This is a genomic window from Nonomuraea pusilla (assembly GCF_900109355.1).
GTDB lineage: Bacteria > Actinomycetota > Actinomycetes > Streptosporangiales > Streptosporangiaceae > Nonomuraea > Nonomuraea pusilla.
This window is the reverse complement of the sequence record NZ_FOBF01000019.1, coordinates 13,225-34,079: the sequence shown is the minus strand read 5'-3', so window position 1 is coordinate 34,079 and position 20,855 is coordinate 13,225. Positions and strand designations below refer to the sequence as shown.

General features: G+C 70.0%; 17 protein-coding genes. 12 read left to right on the top strand and 5 right to left on the bottom strand.

Annotated features, from left to right (window positions below; translation table 11 throughout):
- Positions 1-217: 217 nt before the first annotated feature.
- The 11 genes from BMX74_RS31535 to BMX74_RS31485 all read left to right on the top strand — a co-directional run bounded on the left by BMX74_RS31535 (position 218) and on the right by BMX74_RS31485 (position 13,083).
- Entirely contained in the window at positions 218-796 is a 579-nt protein-coding gene (locus tag BMX74_RS31535; RefSeq protein ID WP_063792360.1) for a PadR family transcriptional regulator, read from the top strand.
- Complete coding sequence (locus BMX74_RS31530) at positions 780-2,261, top strand: MFS transporter (protein ID WP_091104246.1); 1,482 nt, start codon at positions 780-782, stop codon at positions 2,259-2,261. Before BMX74_RS31535 ends, BMX74_RS31530 begins: the two co-directional genes overlap by 17 nt.
- Positions 2,251-2,718, top strand: coding sequence for a hemerythrin domain-containing protein (locus tag BMX74_RS31525; protein ID WP_055510037.1), 468 nt, complete (start codon positions 2,251-2,253; stop codon positions 2,716-2,718). Before BMX74_RS31530 ends, BMX74_RS31525 begins: the two co-directional genes overlap by 11 nt.
- 98 nt (positions 2,719-2,816) lie before the next feature.
- Positions 2,817-2,993 (top strand): thiomuracin/GE37468 family thiazolyl RiPP peptide, encoded by a 177-nt coding sequence (locus BMX74_RS31520; RefSeq protein ID WP_236715171.1) that lies wholly within the window; start codon positions 2,817-2,819, stop codon positions 2,991-2,993.
- Positions 2,994-3,061: 68 nt separating this feature from the next.
- Entirely contained in the window at positions 3,062-5,656 is a 2,595-nt protein-coding gene (locus BMX74_RS31515; protein ID WP_091104244.1) for a lantibiotic dehydratase, read from the top strand.
- The gene (locus BMX74_RS31510; protein WP_177227586.1) at positions 5,646-6,602 is read left to right on the top strand and encodes a lantibiotic dehydratase C-terminal domain-containing protein; all 957 of its coding nucleotides are present in this window, start codon (positions 5,646-5,648) and stop codon (positions 6,600-6,602) included. Before BMX74_RS31515 ends, BMX74_RS31510 begins: the two co-directional genes overlap by 11 nt.
- Entirely contained in the window at positions 6,599-7,675 is a 1,077-nt protein-coding gene (locus tag BMX74_RS31505; RefSeq protein ID WP_177227584.1) for a thiopeptide maturation pyridine synthase, read from the top strand. Before BMX74_RS31510 ends, BMX74_RS31505 begins: the two co-directional genes overlap by 4 nt.
- A gap of 38 nt (positions 7,676-7,713) precedes the next feature.
- Positions 7,714-9,018, top strand: a complete 1,305-nt coding sequence (locus BMX74_RS31500) for a SagB family peptide dehydrogenase (RefSeq protein ID WP_143078825.1) — start codon at positions 7,714-7,716, stop codon at positions 9,016-9,018.
- The gene (locus BMX74_RS31495; protein WP_091104237.1) at positions 9,015-10,811 is read left to right on the top strand and encodes a YcaO-like family protein; all 1,797 of its coding nucleotides are present in this window, start codon (positions 9,015-9,017) and stop codon (positions 10,809-10,811) included. Before BMX74_RS31500 ends, BMX74_RS31495 begins: the two co-directional genes overlap by 4 nt.
- Positions 10,804-12,726 carry a TOMM precursor leader peptide-binding protein gene (locus BMX74_RS31490; RefSeq protein ID WP_177227583.1) on the top strand — a complete coding sequence of 641 codons (1,923 nt, stop codon included), beginning with the start codon at positions 10,804-10,806 and terminating at the stop codon, positions 12,724-12,726. The genes BMX74_RS31495 and BMX74_RS31490 overlap by 8 nt, the downstream gene beginning before the upstream one ends.
- 15 nt (positions 12,727-12,741) lie before the next feature.
- A complete protein-coding gene (locus BMX74_RS31485) occupies positions 12,742-13,083 on the top strand; it encodes a hypothetical protein (protein WP_055510022.1) in 342 nt (113 codons plus the stop codon).
- A gap of 142 nt (positions 13,084-13,225) precedes the next feature.
- Here BMX74_RS31485 and BMX74_RS31480 read toward each other — a convergent pair whose 3' ends face one another.
- Complete coding sequence (locus BMX74_RS31480) at positions 13,226-14,329, bottom strand: ROK family transcriptional regulator (protein WP_177227581.1); 1,104 nt, start codon at positions 14,327-14,329, stop codon at positions 13,226-13,228.
- Between the two features lie 72 nt (positions 14,330-14,401).
- On the opposite strand from BMX74_RS31480, the gene BMX74_RS31475 reads away from it, so the two are divergent.
- Positions 14,402-15,634: a Gfo/Idh/MocA family protein gene (locus BMX74_RS31475; RefSeq protein ID WP_055510018.1), complete on the top strand. Its 1,233-nt coding sequence runs from the start codon at positions 14,402-14,404 to the stop codon at positions 15,632-15,634.
- A 190-nt stretch (positions 15,635-15,824) separates the two neighbouring features.
- Here BMX74_RS31475 and BMX74_RS31470 read toward each other — a convergent pair whose 3' ends face one another.
- The 4 genes from BMX74_RS31470 to BMX74_RS31455 form a co-directional block, all read right to left on the bottom strand.
- Positions 15,825-17,078, bottom strand: coding sequence for a right-handed parallel beta-helix repeat-containing protein (locus BMX74_RS31470; protein WP_143078824.1), 1,254 nt, complete (start codon positions 17,076-17,078; stop codon positions 15,825-15,827).
- 42 nt (positions 17,079-17,120) lie between these two features.
- Positions 17,121-18,791, bottom strand: a complete 1,671-nt coding sequence (locus BMX74_RS31465) for an extracellular solute-binding protein (protein WP_091104232.1) — start codon at positions 18,789-18,791, stop codon at positions 17,121-17,123.
- Between the two features lie 67 nt (positions 18,792-18,858).
- Entirely contained in the window at positions 18,859-19,749 is an 891-nt protein-coding gene (locus BMX74_RS31460; protein ID WP_055510012.1) for a carbohydrate ABC transporter permease, read from the bottom strand.
- Positions 19,749-20,735, bottom strand: coding sequence for an ABC transporter permease (locus BMX74_RS31455; protein WP_055510009.1), 987 nt, complete (start codon positions 20,733-20,735; stop codon positions 19,749-19,751). Before BMX74_RS31455 ends, BMX74_RS31460 begins: the two co-directional genes overlap by 1 nt.
- Positions 20,736-20,855 lie beyond the last annotated feature (120 nt).

Genomic DNA, 20,855 nt, shown 5'->3' with positions numbered 1-20,855 from the left:
AGTGGTCGTTCGATCGCACAGGTCAAAGGGAACACCCAGGTCACCGGCGCTGATGGCATCGCGACGGCGTCACATGGACATAGATCAGACGTGCCCGGGGCCCTCTAGATACGCGTGCTTTCGGATTCCTCCCTCCGACGCCGATCGCGCGGTCACGCGTTGACATTCGCGCCCTCGGGCCCTTGCTTCAGGAGACTACTCTCGCGAAACTAGTCGTGTGTCGTCAATACGCATCTTCATCCTCAGCGCGTTGTCGGAACGCGGCCCGATGCACGGGCACCACCTACGCCTCCTGTCCGAGGAGGAACACCTCGACCTATGGACCGACATCACCACCGGCGGGCTCTACGGAGCCATCAAGCGCCTCGCCGCCGAAGGACTGATCGAGGAGATGCGTACCGAGAAGGTGGGCTCCTACCCCACGCGCAAGGTCTGGCGCATCACCGAGGCCGGTCGCCAGACCCTGTCATCGCTCAAGATCAACGCTCTGCGGGAGATCGTCATCAGACCCGACCCGTTCGACCTCGCCCTCACCCGGCTCGACCTCGACCGGCTCGACGACCTGGAGCCCGTCATCACGGCCCGCCTCGCCTCGCTGAAGGCGATGCTCACCGACTACGAGGCGCACATGCTCACGGTCGCCCGCTACCTGTCCCTGGCCGAATCCCTCGCCATGCGGCACCACGTCGTGCGGCTGAAGGCGGAGATCACCTGGCACGAGGAGCTCGCGGCGCAGCTGCCGCAGCTGACCCTCGACGAGAAGACCCGGAGGACCTTGCATGACCCAGCACCGTGAAACACCGGTGACCTCCCGTTCCGCCTGGCTGGCCCTGGCCGTCCTGCTGGTCGGCGCCTTCATGGCGTTACTTGACACCACCATCGTCAACGTCGCCATCCCAACGATCTACACGAGCCTCAAGGCGTCGGAGTCCACGCTGTCCTGGGTGCTGTCCGGCTACATGCTCGCCTACGGGCTGGCGCTGGTCCCCGCGGGACGGCTCGGAGACCGGTACGGCCACAAGCCCGTCTTCGTCATCGGCCTGATCCTGTTCACCCTCACCAGCGCGGCCTGCGCGTTCGCGCAGAACGACCTGCAGCTCAACCTCGCGCGCGCCGCCCAAGGGCTCTCGGCCGGCATCTTCTACACCTCCATCACCGCCTTCATCCACCTGATGTTCCCCGGCAGCGTGCGCGGCAAGGCGCTGGCGATCATGGGGTCGGTCATCGGCGTCTCCAGCGCCGTGGGCCCGCTCGCGGGCGGCCTGATCATCGAGGCGTTCGGCCAGGAGAACGGCTGGCGCTACATCTTCGGCGTCAATCTCCCGATCGGCGTCGTCGCCGTCCTGGCCGCGCTCTGGCTGCTGCCCGCCGGAGGCAGGACCGACGAGGACGACCGGGCGGACTGGGCCGGTCTCGTCATTCTCACCGTCGCGCTGATCGTCCTGCTCGTCCCGCTCGTGGAGGGCCACGACCAGGGCTGGCCGCTCTGGTCGTACCTCATCTCGGTGCTCAGCCTGCCCCTGCTCGGCCTGTTCGCCCTGTGGGAGCGCCGGGTGGTCGCGCGCGGCGGCAACCCCCTGGTCCCGCCACACCTGTTCCACAGTTCGGCCTTCACCGGCGGCGTCGTGCTGGCCCTGGTCTACTTCGCCGCCTTCACCAGCATCTTCTTCACCATCTCGCTGCTGTGGCAGGCCGGGCTCGACGCCACGGCACTGCAGTCGGGCCTGCTGCTGATGACCTTCGCGATCGGCACCATCATCGGGGCCGCGCAGAGTGACGAGCTGGCGGCCCGCTTCGGCCGTACGGTGCTCATCATCGGCCTCGCCCTCGTCACGCTGAGCATGGTCTCCATCCTGGTCCTCCTCGCCGTGGTCACGCCCAGCGACCTGCGGGGCTGGACGCTGGTCGCGCCGCTGGTCGTCGGCGGCATCGGCAGCGGCCTGTTCATCCCGCCCAACATGGACTTCATCGTCGCAACCGTCTCGCGCGACGACGCCGGCGCCGCGAGCGGCGTCATCGGGACCATGCAGCGCGTCGGCAGCGCCATCGGCATCGCCGTGACCGGGCGGCTCCTGTTCGACACCCTCGACTTCTCCACCGGCGACTCCCCCGACGTGGTCTTCGCCCGGAGCGCCACCTACGCCATGGGCGCGAGCGTCGTGTTCGTGCTCATCGCCCTGGCGCTCGTCTTCGCCCTGCCCAAGCACAGCGACAAGGCGCCGGTCCCCGCCGCGCGGAAGGAGCCCCACGATGCTGCGTAACCGTCTGTTCGCCTGGCACCTTGAGCTGAGGAACGTCCACCGCCGCCTGGAGAAGGCGCTGGAGGAGGCCAGAGACGCCCTGCGCGAGGGCGACCGCGCCGCCGTGCTCAAGCCCGAGCTGCTGCAGTTCTGCTACACGTTCTGCTCCGCGCTGGGCACTCACCACCGCAGCGAGGACGCCGCGTTCTTCCCCGCCCTGCTCAAGCAGAACCCCGCGCTGGAGCCCATCATCACCGCGCTCACCCGCGAGCACGAGGGCCTCTCGCGGCTCCTGACCGACTTCCAAAGGGCCCTCGACTCCGCCGACTCGACGCCGCAGGAGCTCTTCCAGCAGCTCAACGAGATCAAGGGCGCCATGAAGGCGCACTTCGGATTCGAGGAGGGGGCGCTGAAGCGCGCGCTGCGCGACCTCGACGCGCCGGAGAGCGACAAGCGGCGCATGTTCGGCGACGTCTGAGCCCCGCCCCATCGGCCGCCGAGCCCTTCTCAAGCGCGCCACGAGGTCCGCGGACCCATGGTCGTGATCGACAACAGTCATCAGAGAAGGGAGATCGCGTGAGCGTGTCCAAGGGGCTCGACTTCGATCTGGCGAATCTGCCGATGGACGTGTTCGAACTGGCTGACAGCGGTCTCGGGCTCGAGTCGCTGACGGCCGGGCACGGGCTGACCGAGACCGGCGCCTCGACCTCAGCTCTCTGCTCGTGCAGCGTCGCCTGCAGCAGCAGCAGCTGACGACGGGAGTGCCGCTGACTTCCAGCGGCACTCCCCCTCGTCGTGACGGGGCGGGAGATGAGGGGAGCATGAGAGATCTCGACTTGCGGCTGTCCGGGGACGCACGGGTGGAAGCGCTGGTGATGGCCCGGATGGCAGGGCTTCCCGCGTCGTTCCTGACGCGTTCGCGTTCGCCCGAGCTCGCGGCGCGGGCGGCGCGGCTGGTCGCTCTGGAGAGGCGGCTGGAGGATGAGGGGCAGGCGCTGTCCGCCGTTCTGCACGCCCTCATCGGGGCCGCGGGGCAAGGACTCAAGCCGCGCCTGGTGGGGCTGCGCCGGGCGGTCCACCGCAAACGGCGTCCGGGCACCGGTGAATGGGACGGCGCCGTCATGGCCTCGCTGCCCGGCGACGTACGCGGCCGGGTGACGGCGTGGCTGGCGGACCTGGACGAGGTGAAACGGCTCAGGTCCTCCTTTCCCGAGGTCTGGGAGAACGCGATGGCCGAGGCGTCGGACGTGCTCAGGGAGGCCGGGGAGCAGGCGATGTTCCGTCGCGCCCTGTCGCAGGCCGGCCCGGCGCTCTACGACGTGCTCACCCGATGGCTGGACGACGACGGCGAGCCGCCGAGGCGGCAGTCACTCGTCCGGCTGGCCAAGTACGTGGCCAGGGCGGCGGCGAAGACCAGTCCCTACAGCACTTTCACGGTCAGCGGGCTGGCTTCCTGGGATCGCACGGGCCCCGTCCTGGGCATGGACGGCGGCCGGGAGGTCCGCGGAGTGATCGAGGTGAGCGCGCTCGTGACGCACGGGCTCGCCACGGCCCTGGAACAGGATCCGGAGTCGCGGGTGCGGCTGAACCCGAGCGTGACGCTCACGGAGCAGAGCCTGAGCTTCGTGGGCCGGCCTCCGCGGGAGCCGGTGGTGAGGGTGCCCAGGACACCCGCCGTCGAGGCGTGCCTGGCGGCGCTGGCACACCGGCCGCACGCCACGGTGGCCGGGCTCCGCGACTGCCTGAGCGGAGTGCCATATGCCTCACCCGAGCACGAGAAGTTCGTGAAAGGGCTGGTCGAGGTCGGTCTCCTGGAGCCGGTCAAGCCCGTCGCGGACCTGGCCTGCGACCCCCTGGGGGAATGGGAGTCATGGCTGGCGGCCGCGGGCCATGAGAGTGCGCCCTTGGTGGGCGCGGTGCGGGCCGAGACGGCGAAGGCGATCCCCGTGCACGACGTACGGGGGCACGAAGACCGCCAGCGGCGGCTGCGGCGGGCGGCGGGCGCGTTGTTGCGGCGCGACGATCCGGGTAAGCACATCTTTCACGAGAACGCCGTATTCGCCGGTCCCCTGGGGACGTGCTCGCTGCCCGCGTGGCGGCCCGTCCTGGAAGATCTCGACGTTCTGCGGCGCTGGCTGGCCGTCTTCGACGGGATGTTGCCGTTCCGCATCGCGCTGGGCGCGTACTGCGCCGAACGCTTCGGGCCCGGCGCAGCCGTCCCGCTCCTGGACTTCCACCGGGCCGTGCAGGGGGAACTAGCGGCCGACGAAGGGGCGGAGCGCGGGGACGCCGCGTGGGACCTGCGCCGGCTGCTGCGCACCGCCACTCCGGAGCTGGCGGTACGGGCCGAAGGCCGGCTCCCGCGGCTACGGCGGCTGGATCAGCTCCGGGAGGACGCCAGGCGGCTGGCCGCCTCCCCTGCGGACGGCACGGTGAGCCTCGATCCGCGGCTGCTGCTCGCGCAGGCGGGACGCTTCCCCGAGTGGGTGGAGGCGACCGGATCGCTCGCCTGCTACCTGCAGGTGCTCAGGGAGGAACAGCCGCTCAGGGTCGCGCTCAACGGGGCGTACTCGGGGTACGGGCGAGGCCGCAGCAGGATGGCCTACCTGCTGGAGCGGGCGGGCGGCGACGTGCGGTTCGGGCGGGCCGCGCAGGCGGAAGGCCCCCTCCTGGCCGAGTTGGGGGGCCTGTTCGGCTCGCCGCTCAACGTGCGGCACGCGAGCCTGCCGTACGAGATCGACTATCCGTTCACCGCCAGCACCCGCCCCGGGAACGAGCGGATGGCACTGAACGATCTCCTGGTCGTCCACGACGGGAAGACGGGTCTGGCGCGACTATGGTCGCGCGAGCGGAGAGCCGAGGTACGCACCATGCACCTGGGCATGATGACCGAGGCGCTCCTGCCGCCGCTCGCCCGCCTCCTCGCGCTCGGCTTCGGCGGCGGGTACTACGTGCACCCGAGCATTCCGCTGCTGGCGGTGCCCCCGCAGGACGCGCCCGAGGAGATCGTCGCCGCCCCGCGGGTCGAGGTGGGGCGGGTCGTGCTGGAGCGGGCCCGGTGGAGCGTGCCGTCCCCGTTGGTGCCGCGGCGGGCCAAGGGCCGGCCGGACGCGGACTACCTCCTGCTCATGCTGGGCTGGCTGGCCCGGCACGGGATGCCGGCCAGGTGCTTCGTACGGATCCGGCGGCACGGCGGCCCGGGAACGCAGTGGTACTTCGATCGCACCCGGAAACCGATCTACGTCGACTTCGCCAACCCTCTCCTGGTGCTGGTCTTCGAGCGGACGACGGCCGACGCCGATGGCACCGTGGTCTTCGAGGAGGCCCTGCCGGAGGTGGAGGACGCCTTCGCCGGTGACCCGGCCGATCCGCACGTGTCGGAGTTCCTGCTGGAGGTGTCCGGCGATGCCGCGTGAAGAGGATTGGATCAGCGTGCACGCGTTCTACCAGGGCGATCTGGATCGATTGCTGGTCGGGCCGGTGGACGGCCTGATGGCGGAGCTGTCCCGCGCCGGACTGATCGACCGGTGGTTCTTCCTCCGCTATTGGGACGGAGGTCCTCATGTGCGGTTACGCGTCCTGCCCGCCGGGCAGACGGCCCGGCAGGCCGTCGAGTCCTTGCTTTTCCGTGATTTCCGGCGATATTTCGCGGCCCATCCCTCTCAGAACCGGCTCACCGAGCCGGAGTACCTGCGGATGGCACAGGAACTGGCCCGCTGGGAGGGCCTCACCTCCTACGCGCCGCGCCAGTGGCCCAACAACTCCCTGCAGCGCCTGCCGTACCGGCGTGAGCACCGCCGCTACGGCGCCGGCGCCTCGATGGAGGCCGCCGAGCGGCATTTCGGGGAGTCCAGTGAGCTCGTCATGCAGGTGCTGCGCAAGGGGCCGACGCGGGAACGCAGACTCGTGGGGGCGTACGCCATGATCCTGCTCGGCTGGTTCGCCTGCCTGGACGCCCCCGCCGAACTGGCCGCGACGATCGGCGCGACCGGCTCCCGGCTCGAACGGCCGCCGGACGTCTGGCTCGGCCATGCCACGGACATGCTGCGGCTCGCCGCGAACGCGGAGCTCCTGAGGCAGGAGGGCACGCTCATCGCCTGGTTCAGGTCGATCCGCGCGCTGGCCGACGTGGTGGAGACTCAGATCGACTCCGGCGGGTTCGATCCTCCCGTCCGCGGATGGGAAGGGTCGCGACCGGTGGCGGAGACGTCCGCGCGCGGCCGGGCCGTCGGAGTGCTCGACATCTGCGCCCACCTCGCGTGCAACCGGCTCGGGGTCACGCTCGCGGAGGAGTCGGCGGTCCGGGAGCTGGCCGTACGGGCCGTCGGCGCGCTGGCCGGACGATCGGCGGTCGCGCCGTGAGCTGGCAGAGCTTCCACGTTCACTATCACGGCTCGCACGACGATCTGGTGCTGGACGGGATCCGCCCGCTCTTCGCGCGGCTCCACGGCCTGGTAGAGGCGGCCTATTACACCCGCCACTGGAAGCTCGGCCCCCACGTCCGGGTCAACGTGCGCCCGTCCGAGGAGGTCGGCCCGGTCGTCGAGGAGGTCATCGGGGGGTTTCTCAAGGAACGTCCCTCGACGGCGGCACTCGACCCCGAGCGGTATCTCGATCTCCATCGCAGGCTCGCCGAGCTTGAGGCGGAGCCCGGCCCGTTGTTCCCCTGGCGGCCCGACAACTCCCTTCATCGCGCCGACTACGAATGGCGCCTCGAGCCCGCCGGCGGCCGGCCCGCGGCCGAGCTGCTGGCCGACTTCTACACCGCGACGACCCCCCTCAGCTTCCGCATGGTGGACGGCGTCCGGCGGGGCGAGCGACGGCTCGCGATCGCGTTCGAGCTGCTGACGGCGCTGGCGCACAGCCTGTCGGGCGTCGGCATCATGAACGGCTTCGTGTCCTTCCGCTCCCATGCCGAGGCGTTTCTGGAACTGCACGCGGAAGGGCGCGGCCTGCGCGCGAAGTGGGACGCGTTCGGCGAGCAGAACTCCGCGCACCTGCAGAGCCTCCTGAGCGCCGCGTTGTCGTCGCTGGACGGCGGCACGGGGTCCCACGCGAGCGAGTGGGCCGCGGCACTGGCCCCCTTCAGATCGAGGGCGGCTCAGCTCATAGAGTCCGGGCAGCTGTCCATGGACCCCGGGGCCTCGCTCATGACCTCGCGGTGGTCCGGCTCGATCGACGACAGCCCCTTCCATCGCGAGCTGTATGCCACGCGGACCTGGTCCGAGCTGCGCGGCGCCACCTGGTTCCAGGTGTTCCGGCTGCTCACGAACTACACGTACCTGCAACTGACCCGCCTGGGGGTGAACCCGGCCGAGCGGTACCTGCTCTGCCACCTGATCGCCGGCCTGGTCGAGGCGCGGTACGGCATGACGGCCCTCGAGGTGGCGTCCATGCCGCTGGAGCAGGTTCCGGCGATGGAGGGGACCTCATGACAGGCGGCTTCCAGGAGTGGGTACGGCTCAAGCCCGGCGTGTGGAGCGCCGAGGACCAGCAGGGCCGGCTTCACCTGTTCCAGCGCTGGGGACGATGCCAGGCGCTGGGCGCCCTGAGCGCTGATGACCGTGCCCTGCTGCGCAGTCTGGCCGAGGGGCCGATCACCGTCGGTCCGGAGCTGGAACTGCTCAAGACCCTGCGCGCGGGCGGCTGGCTGGAGATCACCATCAGCCGTCACGGCGATGCCCTGTACACCTTGTGTCCCGTTTCCCCGCCTGCCGTTCCGGAGCCGGTGGCGGGGGACCTCGTCCTGTCCCGGTTCGCGATCATGCGTCGGGAGGAGGCTGAACTGCTTTTGGAGTCGCCGCTGGCATGGGCGGGCGTACGCGTCCACGACCCCGAGGTGGCCCGGATCGTGGCCGGTCTGGCCGGGCCCGTTCACGAGCCGCTCACCCCGGACGACCGGCTGGGCCATCGGGTGAGACACGATCTGCGCGTGGCCGGGCTCGCCGTACCGGCCTGCGGCGAGGAGGAGACGCGACGCGAGCTGCGCCAGTGGGGCCCGCATGAGTTGTGGTTCCATGAGCGCAGCCGCATGCGTGACCGGCTTCCCGCGGACCGCGGCTGGGGCCGCACGTCCTGGGGGAAGGCCGCCTTCGCGCCCCTGCCCGCCCGCCACGAGGGCTACGGCGGCGCGGGCGTGCGGCTCCACCGCCCCGACCTGGCCGCCCTGCGCCTCACCGATCCGTCGCTGACCGCGGTGATCGAGGATCGCCGATCGGCTCGGGTCTTCGACGACGAACGGCCGATCGACGTGCGGCAACTGGGCGAACTGCTCTATCGCTGTGCCCGTGTGCGCGCCGGGTATCTCCTGGATGACCAGGAGAGGGTGGATCGGCCGTATCCCTCCGGCGGCGCGTTGCACGAGCTCGAACTGTATCCCGTGGTCCGGACGGTGGCGGGGCTGGAGGCCGGCATGTACCACTACGACCCGCGGGCCCATCGGCTGAACCTGGTGAGATCCGCGGGCCCCGAGGTGAACCGCCTGCTCGCGGCCGCCGCATGGGCCGCGGCGACGCGGGAGCGGCCCCAGGTCCTCATCGTGATCTCGGCCAGGTTCGGGCGGGTGATGTGGTCCTACAGCGAGATGGCCTACGCGCTCGTTCTCAAGCACGTGGGGGTGCTGCAGCAGACGATGTACCTGGTGGCCACCGCCATGGGACTCGGCGCGTGCGCGCTGGGCGGCGGTGACTCCTCGGCGTTCAGCGCCGCCACCGGGCTCGACGAACTGGCCGAGGCCAGCGTCGGCGAGTTCATGCTCGGCAGCGGGGCGGCCGGATGAGCGCCGGGGAGAGCGCGCTGCTCCTGCGCCCCGACGTCTGCTACGGCCCCTCCTCCGACGGCCTCTACCTGCTGACGCACCGGGGATCCGTCGCCTTCCGCGGTCCGTCGGCGCACCGTCTGCTGGTACGGCTCGCGCCCTATCTGGACGGCCGGTTCACCCTCGCCGAGCTCACGGCCGAGCTGGCGCCGGAGCGCAGGCAGGCGGTGGAGCGGCTGGTCGAAGCCCTGGCGTCGCGCGACGTGATCAGGCGGGTGCCCAGGGGCGAACCGGTCCGAAGCTCTCCTGCGGTGACGATGGCCGGGGACGAGCGGCTCGTGGAAGCCGCGGCCGCGATGGCACGCCGGGCCGGTTTCCGCCGGATCCACGTGGTACCGGCCGCGCGGATCGAATCGCGGGAGAGCCTGCTGGACAGCGGGCCCGACTTCGTCCTGCACGTCACCGATCGTCCTGAGCACGCGATGATCGCGGACCGGGTCTGCGCGGGCATCGGCGTACGAGTGAGCCAGCTCGTCATCACGGGCGGCCAGGCGTGGATCGGGCCCGTCGGCCGGATCGGGGACGGCGCTCCGAGCTGGACGGACGGCTGGCTGAGGCACCTGGCACGGCACCCCGCCCCTGACGGGGGGCACGCGTCATCGCGTGGCGCCGCCCTGAAGATCGCGATGGGCCAGTGGATCCATCGGGTCCTCCGCTCGGCTGACGGGGCCCTCGGCGACGAGGAGGCCGCCCACCTGACGCGGTTCGACTTCGCCACGCTGCGGAGCGAACCGCAGCGCGTACTCCCTCACCCCTTCACGCGTGCGGACGGCGGTCCGGGCGTGCTCCCGGAAGGTCCCGCCGTCGACAGCGAACAGTTCGCCCGGCTCGTGCCGCGGTACATGGACCCGTGGACCGGCCTGTTCGGCAAGCCGCAGGAGCGCGACCACAACCAGGTCCCCTTACGGATCTGCGAGATCGAGGTCTCGGACCCGCTCAGGCTCCTGCCCCGCCGTCCCGTGGCAGTGGGGCATGGTGCGGACTTCCGGACCGCGCGGCTCCGCGCGGCCCTCAAGGCATTCGCCCTGTACGGTGCGCTGACGATCGATCCCCGGCGGCTCCTCGACGCCGGCGGGCGGCCCTTGTCCGGCGTGGACGATCCGTGGAAGGGCCTGGCGGCCGTCCGGTCGGGGGAGACGACGGCCTATGTGCCGGGTAGCCGGCTCGACGACGGCGAGCCGCGGCTCGTGCCCGCGCGGCAGGTCTTCGCCGTCCTCGGCGGGGACGGGCCGGACTCCCCCGGGACGGCAGCAGGCTTCACCTGGCGGGAGGCGGTCGGCTCCGCCCTGCTCGGCAGGTGTCTGCAGGTGACGCTGGAGGACCTGGCGTCGAGACCCGCGCCCGGCCTGCTCGACCCGGCCGCGCTCCCGCTGGACGAGCACGGCGCGCGCTGGCGTTCCGCACTCGCGGCGGCGGGCCGGGCCGTGACGGTCCACGACATCACCGGGCCTCTCGACGTCCCCGCCGCGATGTGCGAGGAGGACGGCGTGATCACGGGCCGCGCCTGCGGGCCGGCCATCGAGTCCGCCGTACGGGATGCGCTGGAGCAGGCGTTGTTCCACCATCAGACCCGCACGCGCGGACAGTCACCGGACGCTGCGGCGCTCCCGTCCGGCAGGGAGGCGCCCGTGGCCGACCTGATCGCCGCTCTTTCCCGCCGAGGTCTCATCCCCGTCGCGGTCCCGCTCACCCATGATCAGGAAGCGAGGAAGGTCATGCCGTACGTCGTCCACGTGGTCTTGGCCCATGACTGAGCGCCCGGCGTACGTCGTGCTCGGCCGTGGGCTCCTGGCCGACGCCGTCACCGGTGCGCTTTCGGAGGCGGTCCGGCGTCCGGAGATCCCGCCGGACCTGCGCCGCCCCGTGGTGACGGTGGCCGACTCCTGGGACGTGGATCGTTATCCGGAGCTCCACGCCTCCTGCGCGGCGGCGGGCGTGCCGTGGATCCCCGTCCACGTCGAGCTGGGACGGGTCGTCATCGGGCCGGTCGCGTTCCCGGGGGTTCCGGGCTGCTACGAGTGTGCGGAGTTCCGGCGCCGCCTCGCCCGGGCCGACCCGCGTTCCCACGAGGAGGTCTGGCGGAGCCATCGCGCGGAACTGGCGGCGCGGCCGTCCTTGTGGCTCACCGGGCACGGCGCCGACCTCGTGTCGGCCGTGGTGGCGGAAGAGCTGGAGCAGCTCGACGCCGACCCGCGGCTGATGCGGACCCGGCAGGCGTTGCTCTATCTCGAACTGGACAGCCTGCACGTCGCCAGGCACCGGTTCCTCCCCGACCCGCTGTGCCCCCGGTGCGGGGTCGCGCCCGCGGACGCGCCCGCTCTGGCGGCCGTCGTCCTCGCCTCCCGCCCCAAACGGGATCCCAGGACGTACCGGATCGGCGACGTGGGCGCCGGCCTCGACCGGCTCCTCGCCACCTACGTCGACGACGAAACCGGCCTGATCCGCCGGATCGCCGAACGCGAGCAGGGCTCCCTGCCCGTCGCGGGCGCGACCGTCGGCCTGCGCAGCGGAGGGGTGGAGTACGGCTTCGGCCGCACCCGCGACTACCGCAGCAGCCGAACGACCGCGCTGCTGGAAGCCCTGGAACGGTACGGCGGGGTGTCCCCCGGCGGCAGACGCACCAGCGTCCACGGGACCTACCGCGACCTGGCGGACCGGGCGCTGGATCCCCGGCAGCTCGGGTTTCACCCTGAGGGGCGGTACGACGCCCCGGGCTCCGGCCTGGCCCGTTTCCGTGAGGACGACCCCATCGCCTGGGTCTGGTGCCACTCCTTCGCCAGGGACGAGCCCGTCCTCGTGCCGGAGTCCTACGCCTATTACGGGGCATGGGTCGCGAACGGCGACAAACCCTTGGTCTACGAGACCTCCAACGGGTGCGCCCTCGGCGGATGTCTGGAGGAGGCGATCCTCCACGGCGTCCTGGAAGTCGCCGAACGCGACGCATTCCTCATGACCTGGTACGCGAACCTCCCGGTCCCGCGCGTGGACCTCGGCTGCGCCGCCGATCGTTCCCTTCCGCTGGTCGCCGGCGCGATGGAGTCGGAGACCGGCTATCAGGTCCTGTTGTTCGACATCACCCGCGAACACGGCGTCCCCAGTGTGTGGGCCATGGCTCTGGACCCCGCCCGCGACGGCGAGCGACCCGCCGCGGTGTGCGCCGCGGCCGCCCATCTGGACCCGGAACGCGCGGCGGAGAACGCGCTGAACGAGCTCGGCCACATCCTGGCGGACCGGATCCGCCTGCACCCCGTCCAGCGGGACCTCGCCCGGCGCATGGCCGACGATCCGGCGCTCGTCACCGACCTGGAGCATCACGTCGTCCTCTACGGCGACCCGCTGGCCGCCGGGCGGCTCGACTTCCTCCTCTCCCCCGTGGAGACCCGCGAGGTAGGCGACCTCGGCGACACCGCCCCCTTCCGGAACGCGGATCTCCGCGACGACCTCAACGCGCTGATCGGACGGTATCTCGCACGCGGCATGGACGTCGTCGTGGTGGACCAGTCGACGCCCGAACACCGGGCCGGCGGCTTCTCCTGTGTCAAAGTGATCATCCCCGGCATGCTCCCGATGACCTTCGGGCACGCGCTCCGCCGGGTCGACGGCCTGCCCCGGCTCCGGCAGGCGCTGGCCGGCCGGGAGCCCAACCCGCACCCCCACCCGTTCCCCTGAGTGAGGACACCCCTGATGTACGTGTCGATCGTGGCCTGGGATCTCACCCGCTCCGCGCAGACCGTGGAAAGCCTGCGAGCCTATCTGCGCCACTACGCCGTCGACGCCTACTCGCGGCTTGAAGGCATGCGGCTGAAGATGTGGTTCGCCAACCCCGAACGCCAGGTGTGGGGAGCGGTCTACCTCTGGGACTCCGCAGAGCACATGAGCGGCCCGGCCCACGTGAGCAAGGCCGTCGAACTGATCGGTTACCCGCCCACGTCTGTCTCCGTGTTCCAGCTCGAGGCGGTCGCCGAAGGGATGAGCGCGCATGAGACGCTCACCGACCTGGGCGTCGCCCTGGCGCAGGCAACGTGACTTGGCCGGCCACGCCGTACAGGGGCCGGACCGAGATGATCTCGATGCTCAGCGCGCGTCCCGCTCTGGGCAGGCCGTACAGCGCCGCGATCACCGCGACCGCGACGGAACTTCCAGGGGCGCGGGAGGCGGTCTTCTCCCGTCACAGCCCGAGCCGTTCCTGCTCGACGTGGTCCAGTGCCATGCGTACCGCGCCGAGCGCGATGCTCTCCTCACCGAACGTGGACAGCGCGACCTCGGGAGGGTTGAGGCACATCTCGGCCAGGTGAGCCCGCATCCGCTCGAGCAGCGGCTCGCCCGCGCGCGAGAGTCCACCGCCCACGACGACCAACTCGGGGTCCACCACGAGAACGAGCGCCGACGCGCCGCGCGCGAGCCCGTGAGCGAGCCGGTCCACCACCGCGAGCGCCTGCTCGTCGCCCGCCTGCGCCGCCTGGAAGATCTCCTCCGCGTCCCGCCCTGCCTCGCCGAGCACGACAGACGGATCCTCCCAGCCGGCGAGCGGCAATCTGCCGAGTTCGCCGGCGCTGCCGGTGCGGCCGGTACGCAATCGGCCGTCGAGCAGCAGGCCGTGTCCCGCCCGGTATCCGGAAAGCACGTAGACCAGGTCGTCGACGTGGCGTGCGCTGCCGCGCCAGTGCTCGGCGACGGCGGCGAGGTTGGCGTCGTTCGCCGCGAACCCGGGGCAGCCGAACCATCGCCCCACATGGCCGCCGAGGTCGAGCCCGGTCCAGCCGGGGATGAGGGTCGAGACCGACACCCTGCCGGACCGGTCCACGACGCCCGAGGTGCCCACCGTGGCCGCCCACACGCCTCCACGCGCCAACCCGGCCGCCTCCACGCACGCGGTGGCGGCTCGCTCGGCCAGCGCGAGGCGTTCGGCGGCGGGCATGTGCTCGTCGGCGTCGAGCCACCGCTGCTCGGTCACGTCGCCGTTGAGGTCGGCCAGCATGGCGAGGATCCGCCGTGGCCCCACGTCCAGGCCGACGACGTGACCCGCTTCGGCCCTGAACCTGAAGCGCCGGGCGGGCCGCCCCGCCCTGCCCTCGGTCGGCGAGGACTCCTCCGCCAGCCCCCGCTCGGTCAGATCGGCGAGCGCCACCTCGGCGGTCTGCCGCGACAGGCCGGCGGCACGCGCGAGCTGGGTCAGCGTCTGCGGCCCGCCCTGGCGCAGGGCGTGCAGGGTGGCGCGCGTGTTGAGGCGGCGCAGCAGGGCGGTGTCGTTAGTAACACCGAGTGCTCTCATAAAGCCCCTTGACGGTCGGACTGGGCAGACTCTAGCTTTACGTCGCATCTTCTCATAATTGGAGTTGAGAACATGCCGCAAGTTGATCTGGCCCTGGTCGGCGCGGGCGACCGGGGGACGAGATACACGAGGTACGCGACGACGGACGGTCGGGCCAGGCTCGCCGCCGTGGCCGAGCCTGATCCACGGCGCCGGGAAGCGCTGCTCGCCGACCACCCGGAGGCCGTCGGCTTCGGCGACTGGCGGGAACTCGCCGAGCAGCCGCGGCTCGCGGACGCGGTGGTGATCGCGACGCTGGACGCCGACCACGTGGAACCGGCGGTGCGCTTCGCCGAGCTCGGCTACCACATCCTGCTGGAGAAGCCGATGGCCATCCGGCTGGAGGACTGCCGGAGAATCGTCGCGGCCGCCGAACGGGCAGGCGTGCTGTTCGCCGTCTGTCACGTCATGCGCTACACGTCCTACACCCGCGGGGTGAAGGCCGTGCTCGACAGCGGGCGGCTCGGCGAGATCGTGAACATCGAGCACCTGGAGCCCGTCGGCTGGTGGCATCACGCACACTCCTACGTGCGCGGCAACTGGCGTCGTACCGATCAGGCCACGTTCATGCTGCTGGCCAAGTCGTGCCACGATCTCGACTGGCTGACGTACGTGATGGGCCGCCGGGTCACGCGGGTGTCGTCGTTCGGGGGGTTGAAGCACTTCACGGCCGACAACCAGCCGGCGGGCGCGGCGGAGCGCTGCCTGGACTGCGCCGTCGCGGACGCCTGCCCCTACGACGCCAAGCGCATCTACCTGCCCTTCGTGGGCGGCCAGGACCGCTGGCCGCTGGCCGTGCTGAGCGAGGACACCACGGAGGCGGGTGTGCTGCGCGCGCTGCGCGAGGGCCCCTACGGCAGGTGCGTGTACGCGTGCGACAACGACGTGGTCGACCACCAGGTGGTCAGCCTGGACTTCGACGGCGGAGCGACCGCCTCGTTCACCATGACCGCCTTCTCTCCGAAGGCCCTCCGCCAGACCCGCGTCTTCGGCACGCGCGGCTCCCTCGAGGGGGACGGCGCCCGGCTCACCGTGACCGACTTCGTGACCGGGGCCGTCGAAGTCATCGACACGAAGCCTCCCGAGGAGGGGCACAGCGGCGGTGACCAGGGCCTCGTCACCGCATTCCTGGACGCCCTCAGCCGGAACGACCCATCCCCCATTCTCTCGGACCCCCGTGAAAGCCTGCACAGCCATGAGATCGCGTGGGCGGCAGAGGAGGCCCGCCTCACCGGAACCGTCGTCACCCTGAAGGAACAGCGGTGAAGAACACCCTTCTGCTCGCCTGTGCGCCGGCACTCGCCACCGCTTGCGGCACCGGCGAAGAGGAATCGCCCGCCGACGGACGCTGACCCGCCGGAGACAGCCCGCGGCGGGCCGAACGTCAACGGCCGAAGGACAGCGCCCGCCCCGGGATCACGAAAGCGTCGCTGCGGCCTTCAAAGGGCACGACGGGTCACCGTTGCGGCTCCCGTCTGAAGGTGACGTTCGAGCTGTAGCTGAACCCACCGCCTCGCACCGTGTTCGCGTAGACCGCGACATCGCTGACCGGCAGTTGGGCGTTGGTGGCGTTCACGCCGACCGCGGGACGGGTCGATCCGGCGACCAGTGTGATGTCGTTGCCCATGATGTCGACCGTCTGGTTCGGATTCGGGTTGATCGACTTCACGTAGACGCCGCCCCAGCTCGCCTTGATCGTGTTCTCTCTGATGACGACCCGGGAGGTGTTCATCGGTCCGATCGCATCCCACTTCGCGTTCTCGATCAGGTTGCGTTCGATCCACACATCGCTGTGCACCGCGCCAGGGGCGCCGGTGTGCGAGCCGGTGAGCTTGCCCCAGCCCGGATACTCCTGCGACGAACCGCAGTAGTTGTCGATGATCCGGATGTCGGTGCTCGGAGTGTTGTCGGCGACCCCGCCCCAGGTGGTGCCGGTGGTCGCCAAGTCGAGTTGGACCGCCTCACCGTGCCACAGCCCGGCCGTCGGCGCCTCGACCCAGCCTTCGAACCGGCAGCCGCTCACGATCGCCGTACGGACGGCGTTCAACTCGACTCCGTGCCACCACTTGACGTTGCGCACGGTGACTCCGGACAGCTCGACGTGGTGAGTGTGTTCGAAGGTGATCGCATTCATCGGCGGCGCATCCGTCGCCCGAGCGCGGTCATCACCGACCGCGTTCCGCACGAAGTACGCCGTCGGGTCCCAGATGCCGCCCTCCAGCCGGATGTTGCCGGCTGCCTGGTGGCCGGTGCAGTCGTCGGGAACGTAGTTGATCAGCAACGTCGCCTCGCGGGAGTTCACCGCCGCGACACTGACGAACGAATCCGGGTAGGTCGGCTCCGGGGAGTGCTGGTTCTTGTCCTTGTAGTACGTCTGCGGCTTGACCGCCACGTCGGAGGTGAAGGTCGCACCGTCCGCCCGCAGCGTGGTGTTGCCACCGATCACCAGGGGTCGTTTCAACACGTGGACGCCCGCCGGGGCGACCACGACACAACGCCCACCGGCGTCACGCTCCAGGCTCCGGTCGCCGAGAGCGGCGAGGTTGAGCTGCAGGCGCAGTCTGCGCAGGCTGTCGGACTCACCCTCGACCGGCGTGTTCGGCACGGGCCCGCTCGTTTCTGCTTGCGCTGCCGAGGTGCCGCCGACTGTCACCACCGCGGCGCCGCCCAGTACACCGGCCACAAGTGCGGCCCGTCGACTCACTGTCATGTCGTTTCCCTTCTGAGGTTGAAGATGTCGGTGTCAACGCCCCTACAGCTGCACCTGGAACTCGCGGCGGATCTTGTCGCCCCCCTGGCTGCGCCAGGCCTGGCGGTACTTCTCGATGTCGCTCAGCGGCCGGGAGCCGACCACGATCTGGTTGACGTAGGTGGCGAAGAGCTGGTCGAGCTGGGCGCCGCGCGCGTCCTGAGTGTCCGACTGAAGCCCTTCGACCGGGCTGGCGACCGACTGGCGGACCATCTGGGAGTTGGTCTCCACACAGTCCTTGGCGGTCGGGAAGATCCAGCTCTGCGGCGTCAGTCCGTAGCCGATGGCTCCCTTGTCCGCGTCGAGGTTGGTGCCCTCGACCGCGACCGGCTCCCCATCGGCCCCACGGGTGAAGTAGTCGCCGTCGGCTCCCCAGCCCTGGTAGTACCACTCCTCGCTGCCCACGGGCCCGCGCCGCCAGTTGAACAGCCGGAGGATCTCGGCCAGCCGGTCCTTGTCCTTGGCGACCTTGGCCGAGATCGCGTTGATGCCGTAGACCCCCGCCGTCTTCCTGAAGACCGCCTTGCTCTGCCCGTCGTGGCCGGGCGGGATGAACGCGGCGAAGGCGCCGTCCAGCTCCGCGACCACCTTGCCGAACTGGGAGTTCGGACGGTGGAAGTTCGCCGCCGAGTCCACCGCCATGCCGACCTGGTGTTGGACGACGAAGGCCCGGTAGCGGTCGGTCTGGCTGCCCAGCGCCAGCGCGTCGGGATGCATGCCGCCCTTCTTCCACAGCTCGGCCAGCCAGGCGATCGCCGCCTCGAACTGCGGAGTCTCGATGGCGTGCGTGAGCGTGCCGCCTTCGTACTTCCAGTTGTTGGGTACGCCGAACATGCCGTAGGCCAGGTCGAGAGCCATCCCTGGAAAGGCCGTCAGCCCCCAGGTCTTCTTGGACCCTTCCGGGTTCCCCTTCGTCATCGCGACCAGGAGCTCAGCCGTCTCGTCGGCGTCGGCCGGCGGCTTGGGGAAGCCCAGCTTCTCCGCCCAGTCCTTCCGATACCGGTACTCGAGCAACTCGACCGGCACGTCGATCGGGACGCCCCACAGCCCGCCGTTGATGGTGCAGGCCTGCCACTGCTCGGTGCGGACGTTGGCCAGGTTGGCGTACTCCAGCACCTTGTCGCCGGACAGGGTCTCGCTCAGATCGGCGAACGCGCCCTGCTTGATGGCCTTCATGCAGCCCGCGGAGAAGGTCAGCTGGACGACCTCGGGGAGATCACCTCCGGCCAGCATGGTGGCGAACTTCGCGTCGTAGTTGCCGGCCGACACCTCCGTCACCTGGAAGTCGACGCCGAGACGTTCGTTGAGTCCCTGCCACCACCGGTTGCCGGCGAGCGGGGTCGCCGGCGGCCCCCAGGTCAGGTGGAAGTGCCGGACGGCGCCGCCCCGGCCCGGTGTCTCGGCGACGGTCTTGGTCAGCTTCTTCGGCATCGAGGGATAGGCCGTCGGGACACCGGGCACCTCCGGAACGATGGCCCCCGGATAGACCGGCGGCGCGACGTACGTCGGCGGCGGCACCGCGGCCTTCTTCGCGCTGGACGGTCTCGCGCCGCCGGAGGCGCAGCCGGTCAGTGCCGCCCCGGCGACGGCACCGAACCCGAGGCCGAGTGCGGCCCGTCGGCTCATCAGGGGGACGCCGCCTCCGGCGCGCGGGGACGTGAACGGTGAGGACATGCTGAACTCCCAACATGTTGGGTCAGGGGAGTGAACTGGTGACTGGTGGCAGCGGCGCTGCGGGTGGTCAGCCCTTGATGGCGCCGGTCAGCACACCCTTGGTGAAGTACTTCTGCAGGAACGGGTAGACGACCAGGATCGGGATCGTGGCCAACACCACGACGGCCATCTGCACGGACTGGCTGGAGGGCAGGTTGTACATCTCGGTGTTGTTCATCGAGCTCATCGACTGTCCTTGGAGGACGTACGAGTTCAGCACCAGCTGAATCGGCCACTTCGAGGAGTCGTTGAGGTAGAGCATCGCGTTGAAGAACGAGTTCCAGTAGGACACCGCGTAGAACAGGCCGATCACCGCCAGCACCGCCTTGGACAGCGGCAGCACGATCTTGATGAAGATGCTCAGCTCCCCGGCGCCGTCGATGCGCGCGGCCTCGAAGAGTTCCCGCGGCAACTGCATGAAGAAGTTCCGCATCACCACCACGTTGAAGGCCGACGCCAGCACGGGGATGATCAGCGACCAGTAGGAGTCGAGCAGTCCGAACGCCTTCACCACCAGGTAGTTCGGGATGATGCCGGCACTGAAGATCATCGTCAGCAGGACCAGATACAGGGCCGGCCGGACCCCCGGGACCTGCCTGGTCTTGGTGAGCGCGTAGGCGAGGGTCGCGGTGACGGCCAAGGACAGCGCTGTGCCGACCAGCGTGATCAGAATCGAGACGATCAACGACCGCTGCACGATCCCACCCTTGAAGATCGCGCTGTACGACGAGAAGCTCCACTCGCTCGGGATCAGCCCGGCTGTCGTCGTGGCATTGGGGCTGGCGAACGAGTTCAGGATCACGTACGCCAAGGGGTAGATCATGATCAGCAGGATCAGGCCGATCACGACCCCCTTGATCGTCGTCACGACAGGGTTCGGCGGTTCGACCCAGGCCGGCCGATGGGATGACGTCGTCATCAGAACAGTCCTTCACTGCCGGTGCGGCGCGCGATCCGATTCGCGGCGACGATCAACAGGGTGCCGATGGCGCCCTTGAGCAGGCCGGCGGCCGCGCCGATCCCCCAGTCGCCGCCGAGCACGCCGCGGAAGTAGACGAATGTGTCCAGCACCTGCGCCGCTTCGCCTCCCACGGAGGGCTGCTGCAACAGGATCTGCTCGAAACCGACGGACAGGACGTTGCCCAGTCTGAGGATGAGCAGCAGCACGATCACCGGCAGGATCCCCGGAAGGGTGATGTGCCAGGTGCGTCGCAGGGATCCCGCCCCGTCCACCGCGGCCGACTCGTACAACTGGGTGGGAATCGAGGCTATGGCGGCGAAGAAGATGATCGTTCCCCACCCCACGTCCTTCCAGATCACCTGTGAGGTCAGCAGGATCTTGAACGTCTCGGCGTTCGCCATCACGTTGACGCCGTCGAGCCCCAGCCGCTGGAACAGGTCGGCCAAGGCTCCCGCGCCGCCCAGGACCTGCTGCCAGACGGCGATCACGATCACCCAGGACAGGAAGTGCGGCAGGTACACCACGGCCTGCACCATGCGCTTCACCCGCTCGCTGAGCAGCGAGTTGAGCAGCAACGCCAGCAGGATCGGAGCGGGGAACGCGAACGCGATCTGCAGGAACGAAATGATCAGGGTGTTGCGGACGGTGCCGACGAACTCCGGATCGTCGAACAGCTTGGCGAAGTTGTCCAGTCCGGACCACGTCGAGCCGCTCAGCCCCAGGAACGGCGAGTAGTCCATGAAGGCGATCGAGACGCCGGCCAAGGGGAGGTAGTGAAACGCCAGGAAGTAGAGCATGCCCGGCAGCAGCAGGAGATAGATCACCTTGTGCTGCCGCAGTGCGTGCGCGAGTCGTCGAATCCGTCCGGAAGGTGGGGACGACTGCGGGTTCGGGCGGATCAGGGTCGTCGCGTCGGGATGAGTGACGACGGTCTCACGGTCCATCGTGTCCCTCCCCTGAATGGACGTCACGGCATCATCCTCTGGCTCGACCCATCAGGGACTTCAACGTTATAGTTCGGGGCAACTTCAACGTTATAGTTGGCACGCTAACACTGGCTGGAC

Excerpts from the sequence above, each read along its gene's own strand:
- BMX74_RS31530 (WP_091104246.1), top strand. The coding sequence starts at position 780 with ATGACCCAGCACCGTGAAACACCGGTGACCTCCCGTTCCGCCTGGCTG.
- BMX74_RS31525 (WP_055510037.1), top strand. The coding sequence starts at position 2,251 with ATGCTGCGTAACCGTCTGTTCGCCTGGCACCTTGAGCTGAGGAACGTC.
- BMX74_RS31515 (WP_091104244.1), top strand. The coding sequence starts at position 3,062 with ATGAGAGATCTCGACTTGCGGCTGTCCGGGGACGCACGGGTGGAAGCG.
- BMX74_RS31510 (WP_177227586.1), top strand. The coding sequence starts at position 5,646 with ATGCCGCGTGAAGAGGATTGGATCAGCGTGCACGCGTTCTACCAGGGC.
- BMX74_RS31495 (WP_091104237.1), top strand. The coding sequence starts at position 9,015 with ATGAGCGCCGGGGAGAGCGCGCTGCTCCTGCGCCCCGACGTCTGCTAC.
- BMX74_RS31490 (WP_177227583.1), top strand. The coding sequence starts at position 10,804 with ATGACTGAGCGCCCGGCGTACGTCGTGCTCGGCCGTGGGCTCCTGGCC.
- BMX74_RS31485 (WP_055510022.1), top strand. The coding sequence starts at position 12,742 with ATGTACGTGTCGATCGTGGCCTGGGATCTCACCCGCTCCGCGCAGACC.
- BMX74_RS31480 (WP_177227581.1), bottom strand. The coding sequence starts at position 14,329 with ATGAGAGCACTCGGTGTTACTAACGACACCGCCCTGCTGCGCCGCCTC.
- BMX74_RS31475 (WP_055510018.1), top strand. The coding sequence starts at position 14,402 with ATGCCGCAAGTTGATCTGGCCCTGGTCGGCGCGGGCGACCGGGGGACG.
- BMX74_RS31470 (WP_143078824.1), bottom strand. The coding sequence starts at position 17,078 with ATGACAGTGAGTCGACGGGCCGCACTTGTGGCCGGTGTACTGGGCGGC.
- BMX74_RS31465 (WP_091104232.1), bottom strand. The coding sequence starts at position 18,791 with ATGTCCTCACCGTTCACGTCCCCGCGCGCCGGAGGCGGCGTCCCCCTG.
- BMX74_RS31460 (WP_055510012.1), bottom strand. The coding sequence starts at position 19,749 with ATGACGACGTCATCCCATCGGCCGGCCTGGGTCGAACCGCCGAACCCT.
- BMX74_RS31455 (WP_055510009.1), bottom strand. The coding sequence starts at position 20,735 with ATGGACCGTGAGACCGTCGTCACTCATCCCGACGCGACGACCCTGATC.